Source organism: Streptomyces sp. NPDC043726 (assembly GCF_056436565.1).
Window position 1 is genome coordinate 373,993 of record NZ_JBWKCI010000001.1, and the last position, 22,967, is coordinate 396,959.

At 70.7% G+C, this 22,967-nt stretch carries 21 protein-coding genes; 13 read left to right on the forward strand and 8 right to left on the reverse strand.

The genetic code is table 11. From position 1 onward, the window contains the following. Positions 1–57: 57 nt before the first annotated feature. Complete coding sequence (locus tag AC068Z_RS01690; protein WP_478551274.1) at positions 58–1,269, reverse strand: hypothetical protein; 1,212 nt, start codon at positions 1,267–1,269, stop codon at positions 58–60. After that, positions 1,266–2,387, reverse strand: a complete 1,122-nt coding sequence (locus AC068Z_RS01695) for a HesA/MoeB/ThiF family protein (protein WP_478551276.1) — start codon at positions 2,385–2,387, stop codon at positions 1,266–1,268. The genes AC068Z_RS01690 and AC068Z_RS01695 overlap by 4 nt, the downstream gene beginning before the upstream one ends. Before the next feature lie 218 nt (positions 2,388–2,605). Here AC068Z_RS01695 and AC068Z_RS01700 point away from each other — a divergent pair, with 218 nt between their 5' ends. Next, on the forward strand, positions 2,606–3,889 hold the full coding sequence (locus tag AC068Z_RS01700) for a M14 family zinc carboxypeptidase (protein WP_478551278.1): 1,284 nt from the start codon (positions 2,606–2,608) through the stop codon (positions 3,887–3,889). A gap of 41 nt (positions 3,890–3,930) precedes the next feature. Further along, a complete protein-coding gene (locus AC068Z_RS01705; RefSeq protein WP_478551280.1) occupies positions 3,931–4,524 on the forward strand; it encodes a Uma2 family endonuclease in 594 nt (197 codons plus the stop codon). Between the two features lie 57 nt (positions 4,525–4,581). Here the strand turns inward: AC068Z_RS01705 and ychF are convergent, their stop codons facing one another. Beyond that, positions 4,582–5,670 carry a redox-regulated ATPase YchF gene (ychF, locus tag AC068Z_RS01710; RefSeq protein ID WP_478551282.1) on the reverse strand — a complete coding sequence of 363 codons (1,089 nt, stop codon included), beginning with the start codon at positions 5,668–5,670 and terminating at the stop codon, positions 4,582–4,584. Positions 5,671–6,047: 377 nt separating this feature from the next. On the opposite strand from ychF, the gene AC068Z_RS01715 reads away from it, so the two are divergent. Continuing rightward, complete coding sequence (locus AC068Z_RS01715) at positions 6,048–6,440, forward strand: DUF6542 domain-containing protein (protein ID WP_478551284.1); 393 nt, start codon at positions 6,048–6,050, stop codon at positions 6,438–6,440. A 25-nt stretch (positions 6,441–6,465) separates the two neighbouring features. Here the strand turns inward: AC068Z_RS01715 and ppgK are convergent, their stop codons facing one another. Both ppgK and AC068Z_RS01725 read right to left on the reverse strand, forming a co-directional pair. Next, the gene (gene ppgK, locus AC068Z_RS01720; protein WP_478551286.1) at positions 6,466–7,206 is read right to left on the reverse strand and encodes a polyphosphate--glucose phosphotransferase; all 741 of its coding nucleotides are present in this window, start codon (positions 7,204–7,206) and stop codon (positions 6,466–6,468) included. A gap of 29 nt (positions 7,207–7,235) precedes the next feature. Next, on the reverse strand, positions 7,236–8,246 hold the full coding sequence (locus AC068Z_RS01725) for a 4-hydroxy-3-methylbut-2-enyl diphosphate reductase (RefSeq protein WP_478551288.1): 1,011 nt from the start codon (positions 8,244–8,246) through the stop codon (positions 7,236–7,238). A 63-nt stretch (positions 8,247–8,309) separates the two neighbouring features. Between AC068Z_RS01725 and AC068Z_RS01730 the strand changes: the two genes are divergently transcribed. The 4 genes from AC068Z_RS01730 (at position 8,310) to AC068Z_RS01745 (ending at position 12,276) form a co-directional block, all read left to right on the forward strand. Next, positions 8,310–9,686, forward strand: a complete 1,377-nt coding sequence (locus AC068Z_RS01730) for an APC family permease (RefSeq protein ID WP_478551290.1) — start codon at positions 8,310–8,312, stop codon at positions 9,684–9,686. Between the two features lie 371 nt (positions 9,687–10,057). Next, positions 10,058–11,266 (forward strand): exodeoxyribonuclease VII large subunit, encoded by a 1,209-nt coding sequence (gene xseA / locus AC068Z_RS01735; RefSeq protein WP_478551292.1) that lies wholly within the window; start codon positions 10,058–10,060, stop codon positions 11,264–11,266. Positions 11,267–11,275: 9 nt separating this feature from the next. Then, the gene (locus AC068Z_RS01740) at positions 11,276–11,512 is read left to right on the forward strand and encodes an exodeoxyribonuclease VII small subunit (protein WP_478551294.1); all 237 of its coding nucleotides are present in this window, start codon (positions 11,276–11,278) and stop codon (positions 11,510–11,512) included. Positions 11,513–11,685: 173 nt separating this feature from the next. Beyond that, the gene (locus AC068Z_RS01745) at positions 11,686–12,276 is read left to right on the forward strand and encodes a malonic semialdehyde reductase (protein ID WP_478551296.1); all 591 of its coding nucleotides are present in this window, start codon (positions 11,686–11,688) and stop codon (positions 12,274–12,276) included. Between the two features lie 57 nt (positions 12,277–12,333). Here AC068Z_RS01745 and AC068Z_RS01750 read toward each other — a convergent pair whose 3' ends face one another. Further along, positions 12,334–12,855, reverse strand: coding sequence for a DUF4245 domain-containing protein (locus tag AC068Z_RS01750; RefSeq protein ID WP_478551298.1), 522 nt, complete (start codon positions 12,853–12,855; stop codon positions 12,334–12,336). 128 nt (positions 12,856–12,983) lie between these two features. On the opposite strand from AC068Z_RS01750, the gene glpX reads away from it, so the two are divergent. After that, on the forward strand, positions 12,984–14,018 hold the full coding sequence (gene glpX, locus AC068Z_RS01755) for a class II fructose-bisphosphatase (protein ID WP_478551300.1): 1,035 nt from the start codon (positions 12,984–12,986) through the stop codon (positions 14,016–14,018). 65 nt (positions 14,019–14,083) lie between these two features. Here glpX and AC068Z_RS01760 read toward each other — a convergent pair whose 3' ends face one another. Both AC068Z_RS01760 and AC068Z_RS01765 read right to left on the reverse strand, forming a co-directional pair. Further along, entirely contained in the window at positions 14,084–14,461 is a 378-nt protein-coding gene (locus tag AC068Z_RS01760) for a WhiB family transcriptional regulator (protein WP_451728868.1), read from the reverse strand. A 163-nt stretch (positions 14,462–14,624) separates the two neighbouring features. Beyond that, the gene (locus AC068Z_RS01765; RefSeq protein ID WP_478551302.1) at positions 14,625–15,308 is read right to left on the reverse strand and encodes a DUF1707 SHOCT-like domain-containing protein; all 684 of its coding nucleotides are present in this window, start codon (positions 15,306–15,308) and stop codon (positions 14,625–14,627) included. Between the two features lie 156 nt (positions 15,309–15,464). Here AC068Z_RS01765 and AC068Z_RS01770 point away from each other — a divergent pair, with 156 nt between their 5' ends. The 5 genes from AC068Z_RS01770 (at position 15,465) to fomD (ending at position 22,824) form a co-directional block, all read left to right on the forward strand. Continuing rightward, positions 15,465–17,132 (forward strand): fumarate hydratase, encoded by a 1,668-nt coding sequence (locus tag AC068Z_RS01770; protein WP_478551304.1) that lies wholly within the window; start codon positions 15,465–15,467, stop codon positions 17,130–17,132. Between the two features lie 275 nt (positions 17,133–17,407). Continuing rightward, positions 17,408–17,734, forward strand: coding sequence for a hypothetical protein (locus AC068Z_RS01775; protein ID WP_478551306.1), 327 nt, complete (start codon positions 17,408–17,410; stop codon positions 17,732–17,734). 13 nt (positions 17,735–17,747) lie between these two features. Further along, positions 17,748–20,603 (forward strand): NACHT domain-containing protein, encoded by a 2,856-nt coding sequence (locus AC068Z_RS01780; protein ID WP_478551308.1) that lies wholly within the window; start codon positions 17,748–17,750, stop codon positions 20,601–20,603. A 55-nt stretch (positions 20,604–20,658) separates the two neighbouring features. After that, positions 20,659–22,044 carry a class II fumarate hydratase gene (locus tag AC068Z_RS01785; RefSeq protein WP_478551310.1) on the forward strand — a complete coding sequence of 462 codons (1,386 nt, stop codon included), beginning with the start codon at positions 20,659–20,661 and terminating at the stop codon, positions 22,042–22,044. A 72-nt stretch (positions 22,045–22,116) separates the two neighbouring features. Then, positions 22,117–22,824, forward strand: coding sequence for a cytidylyl-2-hydroxypropylphosphonate hydrolase (gene fomD, locus AC068Z_RS01790; protein WP_478551312.1), 708 nt, complete (start codon positions 22,117–22,119; stop codon positions 22,822–22,824). Positions 22,825–22,967 lie beyond the last annotated feature (143 nt).

The following is a 22,967-nucleotide window of genomic DNA, read 5'->3' on the forward strand; positions in this document are numbered from 1 at the left end:
GGACACCCCGGCGGCCGTCGCCCAGGGCAGGCGGAGCCGCTTGTTCCGGCGTGATCCTCAGCTGCCGTGGTGCCGCCGCTTCCCGCGGTTGCGCCACCAGGTGACCAGCCACAGCACGTTGACCCCGCCCAGCACGACCAGCACGACCAGCGAGTCGAGGTTCCCGGCGAGGGAGTGCCCCGGCCCGAGGCCCCGTGCGGCGCGGACCAGCAGGGCGATGTCGAGGGGGAGGGTGACGGCGGCCATGAACGCCAGGCAGGCCGCCGTACCGACGACCAGGACGACGCTGTAGACGCGGACGGCGCGGCGCTCGTGCGCGGGGAGCGCCGTGCTCGGGTCGGCGGCGCCGCGCGCGCGGCGGACGGTCCGGCGGAACAGATAGCGGGCGTAGGCGAGGCCGTCGCCGTACAGGTTCCGGCAGCGGGTGAGGTCCTGGAGGACGAAGTAGAGGTCCGTGCGGGTGAACACCATGCACTGGAAGGGGAGCGGGAGCAGGGCCAGCAGTACGCCCGCGGCCAGCAGCCGGTGGACGGTCGTGCCGGGGTCCGTGACGGCGAGGACCAGGAGCAGGGACGCGGCGACGGAAAGGTTCAGGGCGATACCGGCCAGGTAGGCGGTCAGCCGCTGGCGCCGGGGCGCGAGTTCGATGCCGCTGATGTCGGTCTGCATGACGAGGAACTGCAGCCGGGTGCCGAGCCGGATCCTCCCCGGTACGCCCACGGCGCGGGCGGTGACCAGGTGCGCCAGCTCATGGGCCAGCACCAGCGTCCATCCGGCGGCCGCGCCGCTGAGCAGCACCAGGCTGCCGTGCGGGCTCCACAGCAGGTCGCGGTAGCCCGGCAGCAGGTCGGGGCGGCGGATCAGGACGACGACGGCGGCCAGCAGCAGCGCCCCGACCAGCACGGGGAGCGCCGGGTGCAGGGCGAGGCGGACATGGCGGGGGCGCAGCCGGGGCAGCGAGGCGGGCGGCGGTTCGGCGTCCGGCAGCGGGCGGTCACCGATCCGGGCCACGAACCCCAGCGCGGCCAGATCGCCCACGAAGTCCGCGATCCCGACCTCCTCGCCGGTCTCCTCGTACAGGACCTCGGCGGTCCGGGCCACGGTCAGCCCTTCGCCGAGCAGTTCCACCGCGCGCGCCCCGACCGCCGGCAGGGCGACGAAGGTCCGGGTCGCCATCCGGCCGACGATCCACTCGTCGCCGTCTCGGCGCATCGCCAGTTCGTGCAGCGTCACCCGGGCCGACGGCGCGATCGCCGCCGTCTCCGTCATGCGCGGTCCCCTCCGCAGGCGGGGCAGTCGGGCCGGCGCTCCGAGCGCTGGAGGATCGGGTCGCCGGGCACCATGAGGTTCAGCCCGAACCGGCAGCCGGGGTCCACATGCGGGACGCCGCACAGCAGGGCGAGGCCGGCGTGCGCGAGCAGGCTCCCCGAGAGGCTCGCGGTGACGGCGTTCGCCGGATTCCAGGGCATCCGGGGAGAGGCGACCTCCTCGTCCTGACCGGGCCCGAGCCGCAGGTCGCGGCGCTCGGCCTCCGAGCCGCGCAGGCACTCCCAGCACGCGCCCCGGCCGGGCGTGAACACCCCGACGCTCACCAGCGGCCCGCGATACCCCGCTTCGGCCCAGGGGGTGCCGGTGGCGAGGCAGACCTCGTTGGCCCAGCGCCGGATGACGGCGGGGCGGTCGGCGGCGAGTAGCAGGAGGTCGTACGACGGCACCAGGCGCCGGAGGTCCTCCGGCCCCCGCACCTCGCGGCGCTCCCCGGTGACCGTCGCGTCGGAGTTGAGGGCGCGCAGGGCGGGCAGCGCCGCGTCGAGCTTGGGCGTCCCTATGTCGTGCTCGCCGTAGAGGGTCTGCCGGTTGAGGTTGGACAGCTCGACGACGTCCGGTTCGACGCAGTGCAGCCGGCCCACTCCGGAGGCCACGAGGTCCCGTGCGGCGGCTCCGCCGGTGCCGCCGAGGCCGACCAGCAGGACGCGGGCCCGGCGCAGCCGCAGTTGCGGTTCCCAGGTGCTCTCCCGCGGCCGGAGATCCATCCACCGCTGCAGGGTCATGCTCCGGCTGTACCGCTCGCGCTCCCGCTCCGACAGCTCCACCGGGGGCGGGGCGCCGACGTCCTCCACGTATCCGGCGTCGGTGAGGTCGGTCATGGCCCGCGCGATGTCGGGGGCCGGAAGGCCGGGGTGGCCGCGGGACACCTCGGCGACGACGTCCTCGGCGGTGCGAGTGCCGTCCATGGCCTCGACCAGCGTCCACACCCAGCCGTCGGGATCCTTGACCTCGGCGCCGATGCCGTAGACGACGCTCCCGATCCTGATGTGCCCGTCCGACGTCCGGTAGGCCCGGTGCTCCGGCTTGATCCGCGGCCGCCGCATCGCGCGCAACGTCATTTTCCCGCCAATGTCACAGACCTCAACTACCCCTCCAGCAACGGACATTGACAACAGTGACCCGAGAGGCGAACGCTGGCAAGAGCACGATCACCGCACGCCACGGCCATCAACGGGAGGACACGGCATGCCGAACAAGATCGAGATTCGTCCGCTGGACAAGAAGGAGACCACCGGCGACAGCGGTGGCAACGGCGGCTCCTGACCGGCCGCAGCCGATGGACCGCTACCTCACGGTCGCGGACGTCACCGAGTCGGCGCGGCGGCTGGTCTCCCGGTTCCCGGGGGCGGTCCGCCTGCGCCGGATCGGGATGTCCCGCGCGGGCCGCCCACTGCTGATGCTGTCCGTGGGACACGGGCCGCGACACGTCCTGGTGGTCGCCCGCCCGCACCCGGACGAACCGGCCAGCGGCGCGACGGCGCTCGCGCTGGCGGAACACGTGGCTTTGAACGAGCGGCAGTTCGCCGCGACCGACCCCTCCATGGTCACCTGGGACATCGTGCTGTGCCTCGATCCGGACGGCGCGGCGCTGGCCGAGGGGATCGAGGCGGCGACGGCCGGCCCCGCCCCGACGCTGGAGGGCTACTACGGCACGGCCTACCGCCCGGTCGCGGCGGAACAGCCGGAGTGGGCGCCGATCGAAGGGTGCCGACTCCCGGAGAGCCAGGCCCTGTTCCGGGTGATCGACGAGGTGCGTCCGTTTCTCCAGTGCTCCCTGCACAGCGTCGAAGCGGGCGGCAGCTGGCTCCAGTTGACCCGGGACCTGCCCGAACTGGCCGCCCCTTTCCAGGCGTCGGCGAGGCGGCACGGCATCCCGGTCCAGCACGGCACGTTCGACGCCCTGTACTGGGAGAACCCGAGCCCGGGAACCTACGTCCTGCCACCCCCGGACAGTACCGCCCGCCTGGCGGCCGGCTCCGAGAACATCGCTCTGTCCACCTGGTGCGCGCCCCAGGGCTACGGCGGCGCGACGGCGATCATCGAAGTCCCCATGTGGGCAACGGACCTGGCGGAGGACCCGACCCCCCACCCCGCCCCCGTGCGGGCACTGCGCGACCTGTCGGCCCTGGTGCGGGACGGCGGCCGCCAGGTGACGGAGATCCTCGAGAAGTCCCGGGACTTCCTGCCGCCACCCGATACGGACCCTCTCCGGCGCGTACTGGAGTGGATGGCGGACGGCCTCTACGACCTCGTCGCCGACTCCTGGCAACCCCTGGCCGAAAACCCCCGGTCGGTGACGACGGCCCAGATCTGCACCCTGGACATCGTCGCCCGCCGCCAGCCCCTACGAGCGGCAGGCCTCCTCCTGCGCCTCCTGAAGGCATCGAACGCCCCCCAGGCCCCCGCCCTCCACCACGACCTGACGGAACTCTTCACCACGTGGTGCACGGACTTCGAGAAGTCCCTCCACCTGCGCTGGGTCCCGATTTCCCACCAGGTCGCCCACCAGACCCGCACGGTCGTGGCGGCGGCGGAGAGCGCACTGAGGGCCCGGGGGTGAGGCGGACCACACGCGATGCCGGGTGCCGCTACGGTAGTGCCATGACCGCACTGCCCGACTGGATGCGCCCCCCGCGCGCGGAAGGCTGGTTCGCGGAGGACCTGGACCGCCTGCCCGAGGCGCCTCGCCACACCGAGCTCATCGACGGAGCGCTTGTCTTCATGATGTCGCCGCAGAGGTGGTGGCACGGCCACCTCGTCACCATGCTCACCGTTGCTCTCATGGAACAGGCGCCGGCCGACAACAGAGTCAGCCGGGAGATGGCCATCAAGCTTGATGAGCGAAATCGGCCCGAACCGGATCTGCTGGTGACCACCGCTGCCTTCGAGAGTGACCGCACCTGGTTCGCGCCGGACGAAGTCCGCCTCGTCGTCGAAGTCGTGTCCCCCGAGTCCGCTCACCGCGACCGCACGGTCAAGCTCCGCAAGTACGCCGAGGCCGGCATTCCCCACTACTGGTGTGTCGAGGACGAGGACGGCGCACCCGTCGTCCACGTCTACGAGCTGGACGAACCCACCCGCGCCTACGCCCCCGCCGGAATCTTCCGAAACGATCTCCGCCGCCCGGTGCCCTTCGAGATCACCCTCGACCTCGACAAGCTGACACCGCCCGGCGCCAGCCGGGTTCAGACGTAGCATCAAGCCGATGCCCGACCCACCGAGCGGCGGGCCGGGCACGGTTCTTGCGCGGCGTCAGACGTTGAAGCGGAACTCCACCACGTCCCCGTCCTGCATGACGTACTCCTTGCCCTCCATGCGCGCCTTGCCCTTCGCGCGGGCCTCGGCCACCGAGCCCGTCTCCACCAGGTCGGCGAAGGAGATGACCTCCGCCTTGATGAAGCCCTTCTGGAAGTCGGTGTGGATCACGCCGGCCGCCTCGGGGGCCGTGGCGCCCTTCTTGATGGTCCAGGCGCGGGATTCCTTGGGGCCGGCCGTGAGGTAGGTCTGCAGGCCGAGGGTGTTGAAGCCGACGCGGGCCAGGGTCGCGAGGCCCGGCTCCTCCGCGCCCACCGACTCCAGCAGCTCCAGCGCGTCCTCCTCGTCCAGCTCGGCGAGGTCCGCCTCCAGCTTGGCGTTGAGGAAGATCGCCTCGGCGGGGGCGACCAGCGCGCGCTGCTCGTCCTTGAAGGCGTCGTCGGTCAGCTCGTCCTCGTCGACGTTGAAGACGTAGAGGAAGGGCTTCGTCGTCAGCAGGTGCAGGTCGTGCAGGAGCTCCTCGTTGCCGGAGCCCTGGACGATGCCCGCCGAGAACAGCGTGTCGCCCTTCTCCAGGATCTCTTTGGCCTCCTCGACGGCCTTCACCTTCGGCGCGATGTCCTTCTTGATCCGCGACTCCTTCTGGAGCCGGGGCAGGACCTTCTCGATGGTCTGCAGGTCGGCGAGGATCAGCTCGGTGTTGATCGTCTCGATGTCGTCCTTGGGCGAGACCTTGCCGTCGACATGGACGACGTTCTCGTCCTTGAAGGCGCGGATGACCTGGCAGATCGCGTCGGACTCACGGATGTTCGCCAGGAACTTGTTGCCCAGGCCCTCCCCCTCGGAGGCGCCGCGCACGATGCCCGCGATGTCGACGAAGTCGACCGTCGCCGGGAGGACCCGCTGGGAGGAGAAGATCTCGGCCAGCTTGGTCAGACGCGGGTCCGGGACGCCGACGACGCCCACGTTGGGCTCGATCGTGGCGAACGGGTAGTTGGCCGCCAGCACGTCGTTCTTGGTCAGGGCGTTGAACAGGGTCGACTTGCCGACATTCGGCAGACCGACGATTCCGATCGTGAGCGACACGTTGCGACTTCCCGAAGTGAGAGGAGGACTGGAGGCCGGCGGGCCCGATCCACCAGTCTACGGCGTGACCCGCGCGGTACCGGCTGCCTGTCGAACGCTTGGCCAAGGTCCGCCCCTCGGCGTGTCCCATGGGCGATTCGGCACATAAACAGACCTAAGTTGGTCCAGTGGAGCAACACAGGACGCGCCCAGCGCAGTACAAGCAGCACGGGCAGCCCGGGCAGCAGGGCCCGCGACGGGCCGCGCCGCCCCTTCCGCCGCAGGCCAGAGGGGGCGCGCAGGCCAGAGGGGGCGCGCAGGCCCGGACGGGAGCCCCCCGCCGGCCCCCCACCGCCGTCCGGCGCCCGCCGCCCCCGGTGGTGCAGGCGCTGCGCCGGATGCCGAACCCCCGCCTCACCGGACTGGGCGTCGGGCTCTTCTGCGCGGTCGTGATGCTCGCGCTCGGCTCCCTGGACGCCCTGCTCCTCGGCTCGTCGCTGACGGTCTACGGCGTGCTGTTCCTGCCGGTGTGCGTCCTGACCGCCGTCTGGGTGCGCAAGGCGGACCTGGTGACCGCCGTCATCGTCGTACCGATCGCCTTCGCGCTGGGCCTGGTGACGGTGGCCGACAGCGGCGACAGCACCGGGGACCGGCTGATGGGCCTGTTCACCGCGCTCGCCACCCAGGCCGGATGGCTGTACGGCGGAACGCTGGTCACCGGTGTGATCGTCACCGTGCGCAAGGTGCGCCTGATGCGGCGCAGGACGGCCCGCGGCCGCCCGCCCGTCTGACCGATCCGCGACCCGCCCGTCCGAGCTACTCCGCCGCCCGCATCGCCGCCCCCACGATGCCCGCGTTGTTCTGCAGCTGCGCCGGGACGATCTCCGCCTTGATCCCCTCGATGTAGTGCAAGAACTTCTGCGACTTACGGCTGACCCCGCCGCCGATGATGAACAGCTCCGGCGAGAACAGCATCTCCACATGGGCGAGGTACTTCTGGACCCGGTGCGCCCAGTGCTCCCAGGTCAGCTCGCCGTCGTCCTTGGCCTTGCTGGAGGCCCGTTTCTCGGCGTCATGGCCGTGCAGCTCCAGATGGCCCAGCTCGGTGTTGGGCACCAGGGCGCCGTCCACGAACAGGGCGCTGCCGATGCCCGTGCCGAAGGTGAGCAGGATGACGGTGCCCTTGCGGCCCTGACCCGCGCCGAAGGCGATCTCGGCGACTCCGGCGGCGTCCGCGTCGTTGACCACCGTCACCGGCAGGCCGCCCAGACGCTCGCTGAACAACGCGCGCGCGTCGGTGTCGATCCAGCTCTTGTCGACGTTGGCCGCCGTGCGGATGGTCGAGCCGCCGGTCACCACGCCCGGGAAGGTCAGCCCGACCGGCCCCGTCCAGCCGAAGTGGTCGACGACCTGCTTGACGCCGTCGGCCACCCCGTCGGGAGTCGCCGGCTGCGGGGTGAGCACTTTCAGTCGCTCCTGGGCCAGGTCGCCCCTGTCCAGGTCCACAGGAGCGCCCTTGATACCGGAACCGCCGATGTCCACACCGAAGATCTGCATGGCTCTACGTTACGACGGACGACTGACCGTCACTCCTGCGAGTCACCCTTGCGCTCCGCGATCAGGGCCGCGGCCTCCTCGCGCAGATCCCGGCGCAGCTCCTTCGGCAGCGAGAAGGTGATCGACTCCTCGGCCGCCTTCACCAGCTCGACATCGCCGTAGCCGCGCTGGGAGAGCCACTCCAGGACCTCCTCGACGAGGACCTCGGGGACGGAGGCGCCGGAGGTGACGCCGACGGTGGTGACGCCCTCCAGCCAGGCCTCGTCGATCTCGCTGGCGAAGTCCACGAGGTAGGCCTCGCGCGAGCCGGCCAGCTTGGCCACCTCGACGAGCCGCTTGGAGTTGGAGGAGTTGCGCGAGCCGACCACGATGACCAGCTCGGCCTCGGCGCCCATCTGCTTCACGGCGAGCTGGCGGTTCTGCGTGGCGTAGCAGATGTCGTCGCTCGGCGGGGAGATGAGCTGCGGGAACTTCTCCTTGAGCGCGTCGACGGTCTCCATGGTCTCGTCGACGCTCAGCGTGGTCTGGGACAGCCAGACGACCTTCGACTCGTCGCGCACCTCGACCTTGGCGACGTCCTCCGGGCCGTCGACGAGCTGGATGTGGTCGGGGGCCTCGCCGGAGGTGCCGATGACCTCCTCGTGGCCCTCGTGGCCGATGAGGAGGATGTCGTAGTCCTCGTTGGCGAAGCGGACGGCTTCCTTGTGGACCTTGGTGACGAGCGGGCAGGTGGCGTCGATGGTGGCGAGCTTGCCGCGCGCGGCCTCGTCGTGGACGACCGGGGCGACGCCGTGGGCCGAGAACATGACGATGTTGCCGGGCGGCACCTCCTCGGTGCGCTCGACGAAGATCGCGCCCTTCTTCTCCAGGGTCTGGACGACGTACTTGTTGTGCACGATCTCGTGCCGGACATAGACCGGAGCCCCGTACTGCTCGAGGGCTTTCTCGACGGCGATCACGGCGCGGTCCACACCCGCGCAGTAGCCACGGGGGGCGGCGAGCAGGACACGGCGGCCAGGCGAAGCAGTCATGCGTCCCATCGTAAGGGTGCGTTCGGCGGGTCGAAGATCGCGGCGGTGACGAGGGTTCTGGACACTGGCGGCATGTCCGACATTGGTACGGCGTCCCCTACGGCCGACGCGGAACACCACGGTCTGCGACGCACCCTGGGCTTCCGCGACCTGGTGGTCTACGGGCTGCTCTTCATCGCCCCCATGGCCCCGGTCGGCGTCTTCGGCACGCTGGACGCGAGGTCGCACGGCGCCGTCGCCCTCGTGTACGTGGTCGCCACGGTCGCGATGGCGTTCACCGCATTCAGCTACGCGCAGATGGTGCGGGTGGTCCCCCAGGCGGGGTCCGTGTTCGCCTACGCGCGGGCGGGGCTCGGTCCGCGGGCCGGTTTCGTCGCGGGCTGGATGGCGATGCTGGACTATCTGCTGATCCCGGCGGTCGCCTACCTGTTCTCCGGGATCGCCATGGAGGCGCTGGTCCCGGAGGTCAGCCGCTGGGTGTGGACGGCGCTCGCGGTGGTCGTCACGACGCTGCTGAACCTGTGGGGGGTGCGGACCGCGGCCAAGGTGGGCTTCCTGGTGCTGGCCATGGAGATCGTGGTCCTGCTGGTGTTCGCGGTGTCGGCGGTGGTCGTCCTCGCGCGGGACGGCGCCGAGCGGGGCTGGCTGTCGCCGCTGTCGGGGGACGGCACGCAGGGCGCGTTCGCGCTGTCGGCGGTGCTCGGCGCGGTGTCGATCGCGGTTCTGTCGTACCTCGGCTTCGACGCCATCGTCTCCTTCGCGGAGGAGGTCACCGGTGGTTCGGAGAAGGTCGCGCGGGCGGTCCTGCTCTGTCTGGCGCTCGCGGGTGTGCTCTTCGTCGCGCAGACCTATCTGGTGGCCCTGCTGGAGCCCACGTCCTCGGCCGAGCTGGCCGCCGATCCGGGCCGGCAGGGTTCCGCGTTCTACGACGCCGTAGACGCCTCCGTCGGGACGTGGCTGCACGACCTGGTGGCCGTGAGCAAGGCGATCGGCGCCGCGTTCGCCGCGCTGGCCGGGCAGGCGGCGGCCGGACGGCTGCTGTTCGCGATGGGGCGTGCCGGACGCCTGCCGCGGCTGCTGTCCCGCACGGACTCCGGCGTCCCCCGGCTCGCCCTGTCCTGCGCGGCCGTGATCACCCTGGTCGCGGCGGTCTGGGCGGCCCGCCGCGACGACGGCATGGACCATCTGGTCTCGGTGGTCGACATCGGCGCCCTCACCGCCTTCACGCTGCTGCACGCGAGCGTGGTGGGCTGGTTCGCGGTACGGCGCAACGACGGGCCGGTGAGCTGGTGGCGCCATGTGCTGGTGCCGGTCGTCGGCGCGGCGATCACGATCGCGGTGATCGTGGAGGCCTCGGGCACGGCCCAGGTGGTGGGCGCGATCTGGCTGGCACTGGGCCTGGCGGTGCTGGTGGCACAACGGGGGCGAGAGCCGACCGGGAACACGTGAGACCGCCGCCCCGGCCGGGGGCGGTTCGACATCGGCGTCCGGGAACGGTCCACCGCCGGTGGCCGGGAACGGTTCGCTAGCGGAGGCCGGGCACGCTTCGCCGCCGGAGGCCGGGAACAGCTCGCCGCCGCCCGGCCGGGAACGGTCCACCGCCGGAGGCCGGGACAGTTCGCCGCCGGAGGCCGGAGACGCTTCGCCGCCGGAGGCCGGGGACAGTTCGCCCCGCCCGGCCGGGAACGGTCCACCGCCAGGGGCCGGGAACAGTTCACCGTCGCCCCGCCGGGAACGGTCCACCGCCGGAGGCCGGGAACAGTTTGCCGTCGGAGGTCGGGGGCGGTTCGTTGTCGGTGGGGGCGGATACGCTCACGGGCATGGCTCTCAACACGTCCGCGGAATCCCCGCTGCCCGTAGGCGAGGTGTCACGGCTCATCGGGGGGTGGATCGACCGGCTCGGGGCGGTCTGGGTCGAGGGGCAGATCACCCAGCTGTCGCGGCGGCCGGGCGCGGGAGTGGTCTTCCTGACGCTGCGGGATCCGTCGTACGACGTCTCCGTGAGCGTCACCTGCTACCGGCAGGTCTTCGACGCCGTGGCGGACGTGGTGAGCGAGGGCGCCCGGGTCGTCGTCCTGGCGAAGCCCGAGTGGTACGCCCCGCGCGGGCAGCTGTCGCTGCGGGCCACCGAGATAAGGCCCGTGGGGGTCGGCGAGCTGCTGGCACGGCTCGAGCAGCTGAAGAAGGCGCTGGCGGGCGAGGGGCTGTTCGCCCCGGAGCGCAAGAAGCCGCTGCCGTTCCTGCCGCAGCTCATCGGTCTGGTCTGCGGCCGGGCCTCCGCCGCCGAGCGGGACGTGCTGGAGAACGCCCGGCACCGCTGGCCCGCCGTCCGCTTCGAGGTGCGCAATGTCGCCGTGCAGGGCGTGCACGCGGTGTCGCAGGTCGTGCAGGCGGTGAAGGAGCTCGACGAGATCGACGACGTGGACGTGATCGTCGTCGCGCGCGGCGGCGGCAGCGTGGAGGACCTGCTGCCGTTCTCCGACGAGCAGCTGGTGCGCACGGTAGCCGCGTGCCGTACACCGGTGGTCTCCGCCATCGGGCACGAGCCGGACAACCCGCTCCTGGACTACGTCGCCGACCTGCGCGCCTCGACGCCCACCGACGCGGCCAAGAAGGTCGTACCGGACGTGGGCGAGGAGTACGAGCGGGTGCGGATGCTGCGCGACCGGGCCCGGCGGTGCGTCGGGGCGGTCGTCGAGCGGGAGGAGCGCGGGCTGGCCGCGGCGCTGGCCCGGCCGTCGATAGAGGATCCGCACCGGATGATCGACGAGCGCGCCGATCATGTCGCGTCCCTGCTGGACCGCGGCCGCCGTACCCTCGGCCACCTCCTCGACCGCGCCGACTCCGAGCTCACGCACACGCACGCGCGCGTGGTGGCCCTCTCCCCCGCGGCGACCCTGAAGCGCGGGTACGCCGTGCTCCAGAAGGCCGACGGTCATGTGGTCCGGGCTCCGGAGGAGGTCGGCGGCGACGAGGTGCTGCGGGCGCGGGTTTCCGAGGGTGAGTTCAGTGTCAGGGTCGATGTCTGAGGTGAATGGATGACCGGCAAGGTGGATGAGGCGCTCGGGTACGAGCAGGCGCGGGACGAGCTGATCGAGGTCGTACGACGCCTGGAGGCGGGCGGTACGACGCTGGAGGAGTCCCTGGCGCTGTGGGAGCGCGGGGAGGAGCTCGCCAAGGTGTGCCGGCGCTGGCTGGACGGCGCGCGGGCCCGCCTGGACGCGGCGCTGGCCGAGGAGGCGGCGGAAGAGGAGAAGGAAGCCGCCGGGGAGTAGCGAGCCGGGGCCTGGCGCCCGGGGACTGGCTCCCGGGGACTGATGCGCGGGGCGTTGTGAAGCGGATCACCACGCCCCGCTTTTTGTTGAAGGGTCAACTTCACTGCCATATGGTTGACGTGTCAGCTGATCCGGCGAACGGATCCGACGTACACCCCCGAGAAGGTTCACGCATGTCTCTCGTTCTTGACCCCGCCGCCCAGGACCTGCTCTTCCGTGAGGCCCGCACCGCGAACAGCTTCACCGACGAGCCGGTGACCGACGAGCAGGTGCAGGCCATCTACGACCTGGTCAAGTACGGCCCGACCTCCATGAACCAGTCGCCGCTGCGCGTCACGCTGGTCCGCTCCGCCGAGGCCCGCGAGCGCCTCGTGCAGCACATGGCCGAGGGCAACCAGGCCAAGACCGCCGCCGCCCCGCTGGTCGCGATCCTCTCCGCGGACAACGAGTTCCACGAGGAGCTGCCGACCCTCTTCCCGCACTTCCCGCAGGCCAAGGACCTCTTCTTCGGCGAGCGCGCGGCCCGCGAGGGCTCCGCCGCCCTGAACGCCGCCCTGCAGGCCGCCTACTTCATCATCGGCGTCCGCGCCGCGGGCCTCGCCGCCGGCCCGATGACCGGCCTGGACTTCGAGGGTCTCCGCAAGGAGTTCCTGGACGACGACCACACCCCGCTGATGGTCGTGAACATCGGCAAGCCCGGCGCCGACGCCTGGTTCCCGCGCTCCCCGCGTCTGGCGTACGACGAGGTCGTCACGACCGTCTGAGCGTGACCGCACGACGAAGGCCCCCCGGCTCGAACGCCGGGGGGCCTTCGTCGTGCGTCACTTCGTCTCCAGCGCTCCCGCCATCTCCGCGAGCTGCTCGAACGACCCCGTGCCGGCCACCACCGTCGTGGCGTCGTCGGCCTTCAGCACGAGCGCGTCGTAACGGCCGCCGGTCCAGCGGGTCCACGTCCGGCCGTCGATCCGCTGCGTGGCCTTGGTCTCGTGGGCGCCCTGGGTGGCATCGGAGATGAACGCCTTCGGCTTCTGAGTGGACTGCTGGAGCTGGACGTACTCCCCGTCGGGGGCGTGGAAGCCGAGGTGCCAGGTGTCGCCCTCGGTGCCCTGGAACCGCACCGAGGTCGCCTTCCACTCCTTGGCCAGGCCCTCGGGGGCCGCGACCGGGTAGGCGGCGGCGCGGCGGGCGGTGAGCAGCTCGACGCGGTAGTCGACCCGCGGGAGGTCCGGGGCGGACTCCTCGTGCGGGATGAAGAGGTACACGACCCCTGCCGCGAGGATCGTCACCCCGAGGGAGAGGACCATGTTCCGGACCGACTGCCGCTTAGCGTTCGTACCTGCCACGCCCCCTATCGTCGCAGGTGCCCTGGTCCGCTCATCCGTGGGGTCCCCTGCTCATTTTGTCGACCTGACGATAGAGTCTGGGCCATCACCCTCATCCGGCCGTCGTCGTATCAGAAAGGTGCGCTCCGATGACCGAACATCATCACTTGCCGTCCGAGCTCGATGTACCCTCCGAGGCCCCCGACCGCAACCTCGCCCTGGAACTCGTCCGGGTGACCGAAGCAGCCGCGATGGCCGCGGGCCGCTGGGTCGGGCGCGGCGACAAGAACGGCGCCGACGGTGCCGCGGTGCGCGCCATGCGGACCCTCGTCTCCACCGTGTCGATGAACGGCGTCGTCGTCATCGGCGAGGGTGAGAAGGACGAGGCGCCGATGCTCTTCAACGGGGAGCGGGTCGGCGACGGCACCGGGCCCGAGGTGGACATCGCGGTCGACCCGATCGACGGCACCACGCTGACCGCCAAGGGCATGCCGAACGCGATCGCCGTCCTCGCGGCCACCGAGCGCGGGGCGATGTTCGACCCGTCCGCCGTCTTCTACATGGACAAGCTGGTCACCGGGCCCGAGGCGGCGGACTTCGTCGACATCAACGCGCCGGTGTCGGTGAACATCCGCCGGGTCGCCAAGGCCAAGCGGTCCACGCCCGAGGACGTCACGGTGGTCATCCTCGACCGGCCGCGGCACGAGGGGATCATCAAGGAGATCCGGGACGCCGGCGCGCGTATCAAGCTGATCTCCGACGGCGATGTCGCCGGGTCGATCTACGCGCTGCGCGAGGGCACCGGTGTCGACATGCTGCTCGGGATCGGAGGTACGCCGGAGGGCATCATCTCCGCCTGCGCCGTGAAGTGCCTCGGCGGCACGATCCAGGGCAAGCTGTGGCCGAAGGACGACGAGGAGCGGGCTCGGGCGATCGACGCCGGGCACGACCTGGACCGGGTGCTGACCACCGAGGACCTGGTGACCGGGGAGAACGTGTTCTTCGTCGCCACCGGCATCACCGACGGTGAGCTGCTGCGGGGTGTGCGGTACCGGGCGGACTCCGCGGTCACCGAGTCGATCGTGATGCGCTCGAAGTCCGGGACGGTCCGGCGGATCAGCTCGGAGCACCGGCTCAGCAAGCTGCGGGCCTACAGCGCGATCGACTTCGACCGGGCCAAGTAAGCCGTACCGACAAAGAAGTGGGGCGCCCCCGGTGCGGTGGGGGCGCCCTCTTCTTGCCGGGGGGGTCAGCCCGCCTGAGCTATGCGGCCCGTCGTTCGCGCCGCCTTCTTCAGTTCCAGGTCGCGGCGCCTGCGCCGGGCCAGGACCACTCGGCGTTCGGCCGCGGTGAGGCCGCCCCAGACGCCGTACGGCTCGGGCTGGAGGAGGGCGTGTTCGCGGCACTCGACCATGACCGGGCAGCGTGCGCAGACCCGCTTGGCCGCCTCCTCACGGGAGAGCCGGGCGGCGGTCGGCTCCTTGGAGGGGGCGAAGAACAGGCCGGCCTCGTCGCGTCGGCACACCGCCTCGGTGTGCCACGGGGCGTCTTGGTCCCTGTCTCGCACTGGCACCCGCTGGGCCGGAACGGCAGCGACCTGCAGGGACGAATGCGGCGGTTGCAGCACGGTCTACTCCTGACGACGGCTTCGCGAGCGAGAGACGATGCAGCAAGGTCTACCCGTTGTGCGCGTGCCTATGCAGGGAGTTCCGAAGCGCTGGATTCCGGGGGCTCCTGAGGGGACGGATGAGCGGACTGGTCGCTTTCGGTTGTGGTGGGATTCGCAACCGTCAATGATTCAGATGCTTGCGCAAACTCTTCTCGACCTTGGCGTGGACCCGGTCGAGGATGTCCGTCACGAACTTCCCGCGCTTCGGCGCGCCCTCGACGCTGCCCAGGACGGCCCACCCGTCCAGGTAGATCACGGGCGCCGCCGGGTCCTCCGCGTCGACGGTGTCCACCTCGAAGCTGCCGAGGACGCCGCCGCCCGTGCCGCGCAGCGACACGTTCTCCGGGACGCGGACCTCGATGCTGCCGAAGAGCGAGAACGCCTTGATGACGACCTGCTGGTACTCGAAGAGTGCCTCGCTGAGGTCTATCTCGACGCTGCCGAAGATCGCGTACGCGTGGATCCTGCGCCCGGCGCGCCAACGGCCCTTGCGGACGGCGCTGCTGAAGATCGCGACGGCGGTGTCGTCCGGATCCGCGGGGAGGTTGGTCGGGCGGTTGGGGACGGTGGCGTACGACGAGGTGGTCCGGGGCCGATGGGCCGCGGGCAGGTCCTGGATGAAGGCCTCCAGCTCGCCCACCGTCTTGGCGTTCAGCACCCCCTCGACGCGCTCGCTGTGCTCGTCGGCGGTGAGGCGGCCCTCGGCGAGCGCCTCACGCAGGATGTCCGCGATCCGGTCGCGGTCGGCGTCGGAGGCGCGCAGCTCGGTGGCCGCGACGGGCGCGGTCTGCTTCTGAAGGTCCACGGCAGCAGCGTACCGAAACACGATAGATCGCGATAGCCCCTGCCGGAGTCCAACTGAGCCTTACCTCACAAGCTCTCCATCGGCGGCAGGTTCTACGCTGGGGAGGCTCGCCAGCGTCGGCGGGCGGCCGTCCGTCAGAGTGAGGAATGGGCTGAGATGCCTGAGTTCGCGTACACCGATCTGCTCCCCATGGGAGAGGACACCACCCCGTACCGGCTGGTGACCTCCGAGGGTGTCTCCACCTTCGAGGCCGACGGGCGCACGTTCCTCAAGGTCGAGCCGGAGGCGCTGCGCCAGCTCGCCGCGGAGGCCATCCACGACATCCAGCACTATCTGCGCCCGGCCCACCTCGCCCAGCTGCGCCGCATCATCGACGACCCCGAGGCGTCCAGCAACGACAAGTTCGTCGCGCTGGACCTGCTGAAGAACGCCAACATCGCGGCGGCGGGCGTCCTGCCGATGTGCCAGGACACCGGCACGGCGATCGTGATGGGCAAGCGCGGCCAGAACGTGCTGACCGAGGGCGGCGACGAGGAGGCCCTCTCGCGCGGCATCTACGACGCCTACCTGAACCTCAACCTGCGGTACTCGCAGATGGCTCCGCTCACCATGTGGGAGGAGAAGAACACCGGCTCCAACCTGCCGGCCCAGATCGAGCTGTACGCCACCGACGGCGGCGCCTACAAGTTCCTGTTCATGGCGAAGGGCGGCGGCTCCGCCAACAAGTCCTTCCTCTACCAGGAGACCAAGGCCGTCCTGAACGAGGCCTCCATGATGAAGTTCCTGGAGGAGAAGATCCGTTCGCTCGGTACGGCCGCCTGCCCGCCGTACCACCTGGCGATCGTCGTCGGCGGCACGTCCGCCGAGTACGCGCTGAAGACCGCCAAGTACGCCTCCGCGCACTACCTGGACGAGATCCCGGCCGAGGGCTCGCCGCTCGGGCACGGCTTCCGGGACAAGGAGCTGGAGGAGAAGGTCTTCGAGCTGACGCAGAAGATCGGCATCGGCGCGCAGTTCGGCGGCAAGTACTTCTGCCACGACGTGCGCGTGGTGCGCCTGCCCCGGCACGGCGCCTCCTGCCCGGTCGCCATCGCCGTCTCCTGCTCCGCCGACCGACAGGCCGTCGCGAAGATCACCGCCGAGGGCGTCTTCCTGGAGCAGCTGGAGACCGACCCGGCGCGGTTCCTCCCCGAGACGACGGACGAGCACCTCGAGGCCGACGGCGACGTCGTGAAGATCGACCTCAACCAGCCGATGGACGACATCCTCGCCGAGCTGACCAAGTACCCGGTGAAGACCCGGCTGTCCCTCACCGGTCCGCTGGTCGTGGCCCGCGACATCGCGCACGCCAAGATCAAGGAGCGGTTGGACGCGGGCGAGGAGATGCCGCAGTACCTCAAGGACCACCCGGTGTACTACGCGGGCCCGGCGAAGACGCCCGAGGGCTACGCGTCCGGCTCCTTCGGCCCGACCACGGCCGGCCGCATGGACTCCTACGTCGAGCAGTTCCAGGCGGCGGGCGGCTCCAAGGTCATGCTGGCCAAGGGCAACCGCAGCAAGCAGGTCACGGACGCCTGCGGCACGCACGGCGGCTTCTACCTGGGCTCCATCGGCGGGCCCGCCGCCCGTCTGGCGCAGGACTGCATCAAGAAGGTCGAGGTCGTCGAGTACGAGGAGCTCGGCATGGAGGCGGTCTGGAAGATCGAGGTCGAGGACTTCCCGGCGTTCATCGTGGTGGACGACAAGGGCAACGACTTCTTCCAGGACCCGGCCCCGGCGCCGACCTTCACGTCGATTCCGGTACGGGGTCCCGGGCTCGCGTAAGAACGGCCGGCCTCAGCTCCCGCGGCCTCAGCTCCCGAGGCCTCAGCTCCCGAGGTAGAAGTCCAGCCGCTGGTAGTCCCCGTCGTCGGCGAAGGAGAAGGTGTCGCCGACCTCGGGAACCTGCTGCTGCGGAGCATGTCCAGCCTCCTGCACTCCCCCTTTCCGTGTCGTACGTCACCATTGTCCGGCCGCCCTGGTGGGGTCGCTGGCCGGATCGGTGGAGGGGGCCGTCGCCGCGCTCTACGCTGAGGGACAGTCACTCCCGGGGGAGCGTTATGGCGTCTTTCGACCAGTCCGGCTGGCAGCTTCGGAGCAGCAGGGTCTACAACATCGCGGGGAACCTCACGCTCACCGAGCACAGCGGGCCGGACGAGTTGGCCGAGGTGGTGGCCGGACTGCAGTCCCGGGTGCGTGAGTTGACGGGGATCGCGGAGGCGGACCGGGAAGCCGTCAACGCCGCGCTCGCCGAGGCGGTGGCGAGTGGTGACGAGGAGACGGCCGAGCGGCTCACCGAACTCGGGAACCGGCTGCGGGCCCTCGGCGGCACCGAACTCGGCACCTCCGTGGACGTCCTGGCCCAGTGGGCCCGACAGCACTTTTGATCGGCCCCGCGCGGTGCGGGGCGGCCCCGACTTCGACCAGCAGGCCTGGCGTCCGGACACGGTCATCAACGCCGGCGTCTACCAGGCCGTACCACCACAGCCGGACCGGGCGGCGGCTCCCCCGCCGTCCGACGACCCGCAGTTCCGTCGCGCCCTCGCCCGGCTGCTCCTGCGCAAGCTGACCTCCACGCTGGACGAGATCCACTGGCTGGACGACGAACTGATCGAGCTGACCGCCATCGTCGAGGACGTGGACGGCTACCCCGCCACCCGCCGCCGGGGCCTGCTGCGCCGCCGCGGCCGGTACGCGACCAGCCCGCTGAGCCGCGCGCTGACCCGCCCCAGGACGGATCTCATCCTGCTTCAGGGCCAGGCGGGTTCGGGTAAGAGCGTCGCGCTACGGCAGTACGCCACGGCACAGTTGCGGCAGATCGCCGAGGGCCACGCACCCAACGCCCCGCTGCCCGTCTACGTCAACCTCCGTGAGCTGCACGCGAAGCCGCACGAGATCACCACGGAGGTGCTGCGGCGCTACATCATGGAGCAGACCGGTCCGCGGGGCAGTGCCGACATCGCCGCCTACTTCACCCACCAGTTCGCCGACGACCTTCGGGACCGCAAGGTCACCCTGCTGCTGGACTCCTTCGACGAGATCCCGGCCGTCCTCGGCAGCGCGACGGTGGACGCGGTGGTCGCGCCGTACGTCCAGACGGTGATCGAACTCGTCGGGGGCGGCGGGCGGTGCGTGGTCGCGTCCCGGGAGTACAAGGGGCTGCGCGCGAACGGCTGGACGCGGCTGCACATCCTGGGTCTGTCGACCCCTCAACAGGAGGACTTCCTGCGCCGCGTGGGCCTGGACCAGCAGGAACTGGCCCTCCTCCAGCCACTGTTGACCGACCCCCGGCGGGGTTTCACGGCCGAGGCGCAGAACCCGTTGGGCCTGAAGCTCCTCGCCACCTACGTCCAGACCCACCGCGCCCTGCCGGACCGGCCGAGCACCCTGTTCGCCGACTACGCGGCCGTGCGGCTGCGGGCGGTGCAGACCGAGGCCGGGGACGTCCAGCGGCGCCTTGAGGACTTCCTGGCCCGGTTCGCGTTCCGGCTCACGGACTCCGGCGGCGGACTTTCCGTGGACGAGCACAGCCACCAGCGCGACCTGGCGCGGCTCGCGGAGGAGGACCCGGACACGCGGGTCCTGCTGATCCGGGCCCTGTCGGAGTCCCGGATCCTGGTCTCCTCCGGCCGCCGCGTCTTCTTCGGGCACCGGCGGGTCCAGCAGTACTTCGCGAGCAAGTACGTCGCCGACCACCCCGACGCGGTGCCGCCGCGCGAGCTGGCCACGAACGGGCGGTGGCGGGAGACGGCGGTGACGGTCCTCCAGGACGGCACACCGGAGGTGACGGAACCACTGCTGGGCGCCCTCGCCGAGATCCTGGCCGCCGAGCGGACGGACGCGGAGGCCTTCGAGTGGTCCCCGGCGGCGGTGCACTGCCTGGAGCTGCTGACGGCGGCGTACCAGGGGCGAGCGCGGTGGCCGCACGAGGCGGTACGGCCGCTGGTGGAAACGCTGGTCGCGGCCGCGTGGGAACGGGGCAGTGTGAGCGACCGGAAGTTCGCGCTGGACTGTCTTCCGCTGCTGTCGGAGTCGACGCGGGAGCTGTACATCGACCGGGCGTTCGCGGGGGACAGTGGCTGGTTGCGGACCACGGCCCTCCGGGACTGCGCGACGCTGCCCAGCCTGTCACCGGCGATCCAGGGCTCGATCCGGCGGCTCCTGATCACGATGCTGGGGCAGAAGGTGTCTCCGGCGGAGGCGCATGCGATCAAGACGGATCTGCAGCGGCTTCGCGGGGACGGGGATCTGGCCAGGGTGCGGCGGGTGGTGGAGCGGGTTCCCTCGGGGGTCCTGATCCTGGGGGTCGCCTATTCCGCGACCCTGCCGTTCAGCATGCCTGATCCGAGTACAGGGGCGGTGCTGATGAGCCCGATGCTCACGTTCCTGCTGCCGGTCGCACTGTTCTGGCTCTTCCAGTCGACCCAGCCGCTGGCATACGGCGCGGCCAACGGCCGGTTCCGCAGATTCGTGGAGGACACGCTCCGACGCTGGGTCGACTTGAGCGAACGACGTCTGGAGACGGACTCGTTCCTCTCAGTCATCAGCGGAGGCGCCTGCTTCGTGCTCCTCCTGCACCTCTCGGGGACAGCAAGCGCACTTGTCCGCGGTCAACCGACTGTCGTCGCGGCCAGTGCCCTCACCGCGCCGATCGCGGCTCTCGCGCTGCTCTGGGGGCCGAGCACGCTCTACGTGATACGACACTCGAGCGGTACCGAACAGCTCGGCCCTGTCGGACTGGCCCGGATGCCCCTGACGGCCCTCCACCTGGAGGCTCACCCGCTTCATGGCTGGCTCGACGGCCCGTGGCACATTAACGCGCTTCGCTGGTTGAGGAGCAGCGGGCTCATCCTGTTGATGTCGGCCGCGTTCGCCGGTGGCCTGATCTATCTGGTCGAACGCTTCAGCAAGGAATCCTTCCTGGCCTGGGTGTCCGGGGTCGGGCTGTGCGCGCTCGTACTCGCCACCGACCTCACCCGCACCCTCCTCCGCCACCTCCTCAGCCACCGCCGAGTAGTCCGCGCAGCCGAGCGCGGCTCCGCCGGCGGTCCCGCCTTCTTCTCCGCTCTCCACACCCTGCGCGACACGGCCGAAGCCGCCGAGTTCGTCCGGCTCGTGCGGGCCGTTCCCCGGGCCGAGCCGCTCGCCCTCGACCGGCAGGCCCTCCGTGAGTACATGGCGAGTCTGCCCGAGGCCGACAGCAATGAGCTTCTCGACGAGCTCGGTCGGCTGGACGAGCAGTTGCGCACCCGCTGACCCCGTTCGGACCAGATCCCGGAACATCCTCGGCCCCCCAACCGCTGTACCCGGTATGACCGACTACCGCATCGAGCACGACTCCATGGGCGAGGTACGCGTCCCCGCCGAGGCCAAGTGGCGGGCGCAGACGCAGCGTGCCGTCGAGAACTTCCCCGTCTCCGGGCAGCGGATCGAGCGGGCCCACATCGAGGCGCTGGCCCGGATCAAGGGCGCGGCCGCCAAGGTCAACGCCGAGCTCGGTGTGCTCGACAAGGACGTCGCCGAGGCCATCCAGGCCGCCGCCGAGGAGGTCGCCGGCGGAAAGTGGGACGAGCACTTTCCCGTCGATGTCTTCCAGACCGGCTCCGGCACCTCGTCCAACATGAACACCAACGAGGTCATCGCCACGCTGGCGAGCGAGAGGCTCGAGAAGGACGTCCACCCCAACGACCACGTCAACGCCTCCCAGTCCTCCAACGACGTCTTCCCGTCCTCCATCCACATCGCCGCCACAGCCGCCGTCACCCGCGACCTCGTCCCCGCGCTCCAGCACCTCGCCGACGCGCTCACCCGCAAGGCCGAGGAGTTCTCCGACGTCGTCAAGTCCGGGCGTACGCATCTCATGGACGCCACCCCGGTCACCCTCGGCCAGGAGTTCGGCGGGTATGCCGCCCAGGTCCGGTACGGCATCGAGCGGCTCCAGGCGTCCCTCCCCCGGCTCGCCGAGCTGCCGCTGGGCGGGACCGCCGTCGGGACCGGGATCAACACCCCGCCCGGATTCTCCGCCGCCGTCATCGAGGAGGTCGCCCGAGTCACCGGGCTGCCGCTCACCGAGGCGCGCGATCACTTCGAGGCGCAGGGCGCGCGGGACGGGATCGTCGAGGTCAGCGGGCAGCTCAGGACGATCGCCGTCAGCCTGACGAAGATCGCCAACGATCTGCGGTGGATGGCCTCCGGGCCGCGGACCGGGCTCGCCGAGATCTCGCTGCCCGATCTGCAGCCCGGGTCCTCGATCATGCCCGGCAAGGTCAATCCCGTCATCCCCGAGGCCGTGCTCATGGTCGCCGCGCAGGTCGTCGGGAACGACGCCACCGTGGCCACCGCCGGGGCCGCCGGGAACTTCGAGCTCAATGTGATGCTCCCGGTCATCGCCAAGAACGTCCTGGAGTCGGTACGGCTGCTCGCCAACGTCTCCCGGCTGCTCGCCGACCGGACCGTGGACGGCATCGTCGCGCACCGCGAACGGGCCCGCGAATACGCCGAGTCGTCACCCTCCGTGGTCACGCCGCTGAACAAGTACATCGGCTACGAGGAGGCCGCCAAGGTCGCCAAGAAGGCGCTCGCGGAACGCCGGACCATCCGTCAAGTCGTGCTGGAGGGCGGTTATGTGGAACGCGGCGACCTCACCCTCGCTGAGCTGGACGAAGCCCTTGATGTCCTGCGGATGACACGCCCGTGACAATTGACCCGGTGACTGCGAACCGTGACGTTCGCCGCAGCGTCGTCAGTCAGTGACACCTAATATCTGTGCATGGCAGACGGCGGAGCGATGACGGCAGTGGAAGCGGGCGGGTCTACGGCACACTGGGCGCCCGGAAGTCACATCCTGTGGCGGTACCGGGAGAACGCCGGCACGCGCTTCCACATCGTGCGTCCGGTCACCGTCGTCCGGGACGACGCCGACCTGCTCGCCGTATGGCTGGCGCCCGGGACCGAGTGTCTGAAGCCCGCGCTCGCCGACGGCACCCCTGTGCACCAGGAGCCGCTGCGGTCGCGCTACACCAAGCCCCGGACGGTGCAGCGCGACCGCTGGTTCGGCACCGGGGTGCTGAAACTGGCCAGACCCGGCGAGCCGTGGTCGGTGTGGCTGTTCTGGGATGCGGGCTGGCGGTTCAAGAACTGGTACGTGAACCTGGAGCAGCCGCTGGTCCGTTGGGCGGGCGGAGTCGATTCCGAGGATCACTTTCTGGACATCTGCGTCTACCCCGACCGCAGTTGGGGCTGGCGCGACGAGGACGAGTTCGCGCAGGCTCAGCAGGACGGCCTGATGGACGCCTCCGCGGCCGAAGGGGTCCGGGAGGCCGGGCGGGCCGCGGTGGAGGTGATCCGCGCCTGGGGGCCACCCTTCTCGGACGGCTGGCAACACTGGCGCCCGGAGCCGTCCTGGGCTGTACCGTCACTGCCGGAGGAACCGTCGGAGGAGGACCTGGGCCGTACGCCCGCGCACGTGTCCTCATGAGACCCTTGATGCGCCCCCGGGCGAGAAACGTAGGATCGTCCTCCGCAAGGGCGCACGGCGGCAACTACCGGAGCGCGCACTGGGCTTGACCGATCGTCACCGAGGGGCGGCAGGACGTGAGCGAGGGGTACGAGGGCAACACC

Bases quoted from the DNA above. Each gene is read 5' to 3' on its own strand.
- AC068Z_RS01740 (WP_478551294.1), top strand. From the start codon at position 11,276: ATGACCGGCAAGGTGGATGAGGCGCTCGGGTACGAGCAGGCGCGGGAC.
- AC068Z_RS01690 (WP_478551274.1), bottom strand. From the start codon at position 1,269: ATGACGGAGACGGCGGCGATCGCGCCGTCGGCCCGGGTGACGCTGCAC.
- AC068Z_RS01785 (WP_478551310.1), top strand. From the start codon at position 20,659: ATGACCGACTACCGCATCGAGCACGACTCCATGGGCGAGGTACGCGTC.
- AC068Z_RS01700 (WP_478551278.1), top strand. From the start codon at position 2,606: ATGGACCGCTACCTCACGGTCGCGGACGTCACCGAGTCGGCGCGGCGG.
- AC068Z_RS01715 (WP_478551284.1), top strand. From the start codon at position 6,048: ATGCCGAACCCCCGCCTCACCGGACTGGGCGTCGGGCTCTTCTGCGCG.
- ppgK (WP_478551286.1), bottom strand. From the start codon at position 7,206: ATGCAGATCTTCGGTGTGGACATCGGCGGTTCCGGTATCAAGGGCGCT.
- AC068Z_RS01770 (WP_478551304.1), top strand. From the start codon at position 15,465: ATGCCTGAGTTCGCGTACACCGATCTGCTCCCCATGGGAGAGGACACC.
- AC068Z_RS01775 (WP_478551306.1), top strand. From the start codon at position 17,408: ATGGCGTCTTTCGACCAGTCCGGCTGGCAGCTTCGGAGCAGCAGGGTC.
- AC068Z_RS01745 (WP_478551296.1), top strand. From the start codon at position 11,686: ATGTCTCTCGTTCTTGACCCCGCCGCCCAGGACCTGCTCTTCCGTGAG.
- AC068Z_RS01695 (WP_478551276.1), bottom strand. From the start codon at position 2,387: ATGACGTTGCGCGCGATGCGGCGGCCGCGGATCAAGCCGGAGCACCGG.
- xseA (WP_478551292.1), top strand. From the start codon at position 10,058: ATGGCTCTCAACACGTCCGCGGAATCCCCGCTGCCCGTAGGCGAGGTG.
- fomD (WP_478551312.1), top strand. From the start codon at position 22,117: ATGGCAGACGGCGGAGCGATGACGGCAGTGGAAGCGGGCGGGTCTACG.
- AC068Z_RS01730 (WP_478551290.1), top strand. From the start codon at position 8,310: ATGTCCGACATTGGTACGGCGTCCCCTACGGCCGACGCGGAACACCAC.
- AC068Z_RS01705 (WP_478551280.1), top strand. From the start codon at position 3,931: ATGACCGCACTGCCCGACTGGATGCGCCCCCCGCGCGCGGAAGGCTGG.
- glpX (WP_478551300.1), top strand. From the start codon at position 12,984: ATGACCGAACATCATCACTTGCCGTCCGAGCTCGATGTACCCTCCGAG.
- AC068Z_RS01725 (WP_478551288.1), bottom strand. From the start codon at position 8,246: ATGGGACGCATGACTGCTTCGCCTGGCCGCCGTGTCCTGCTCGCCGCC.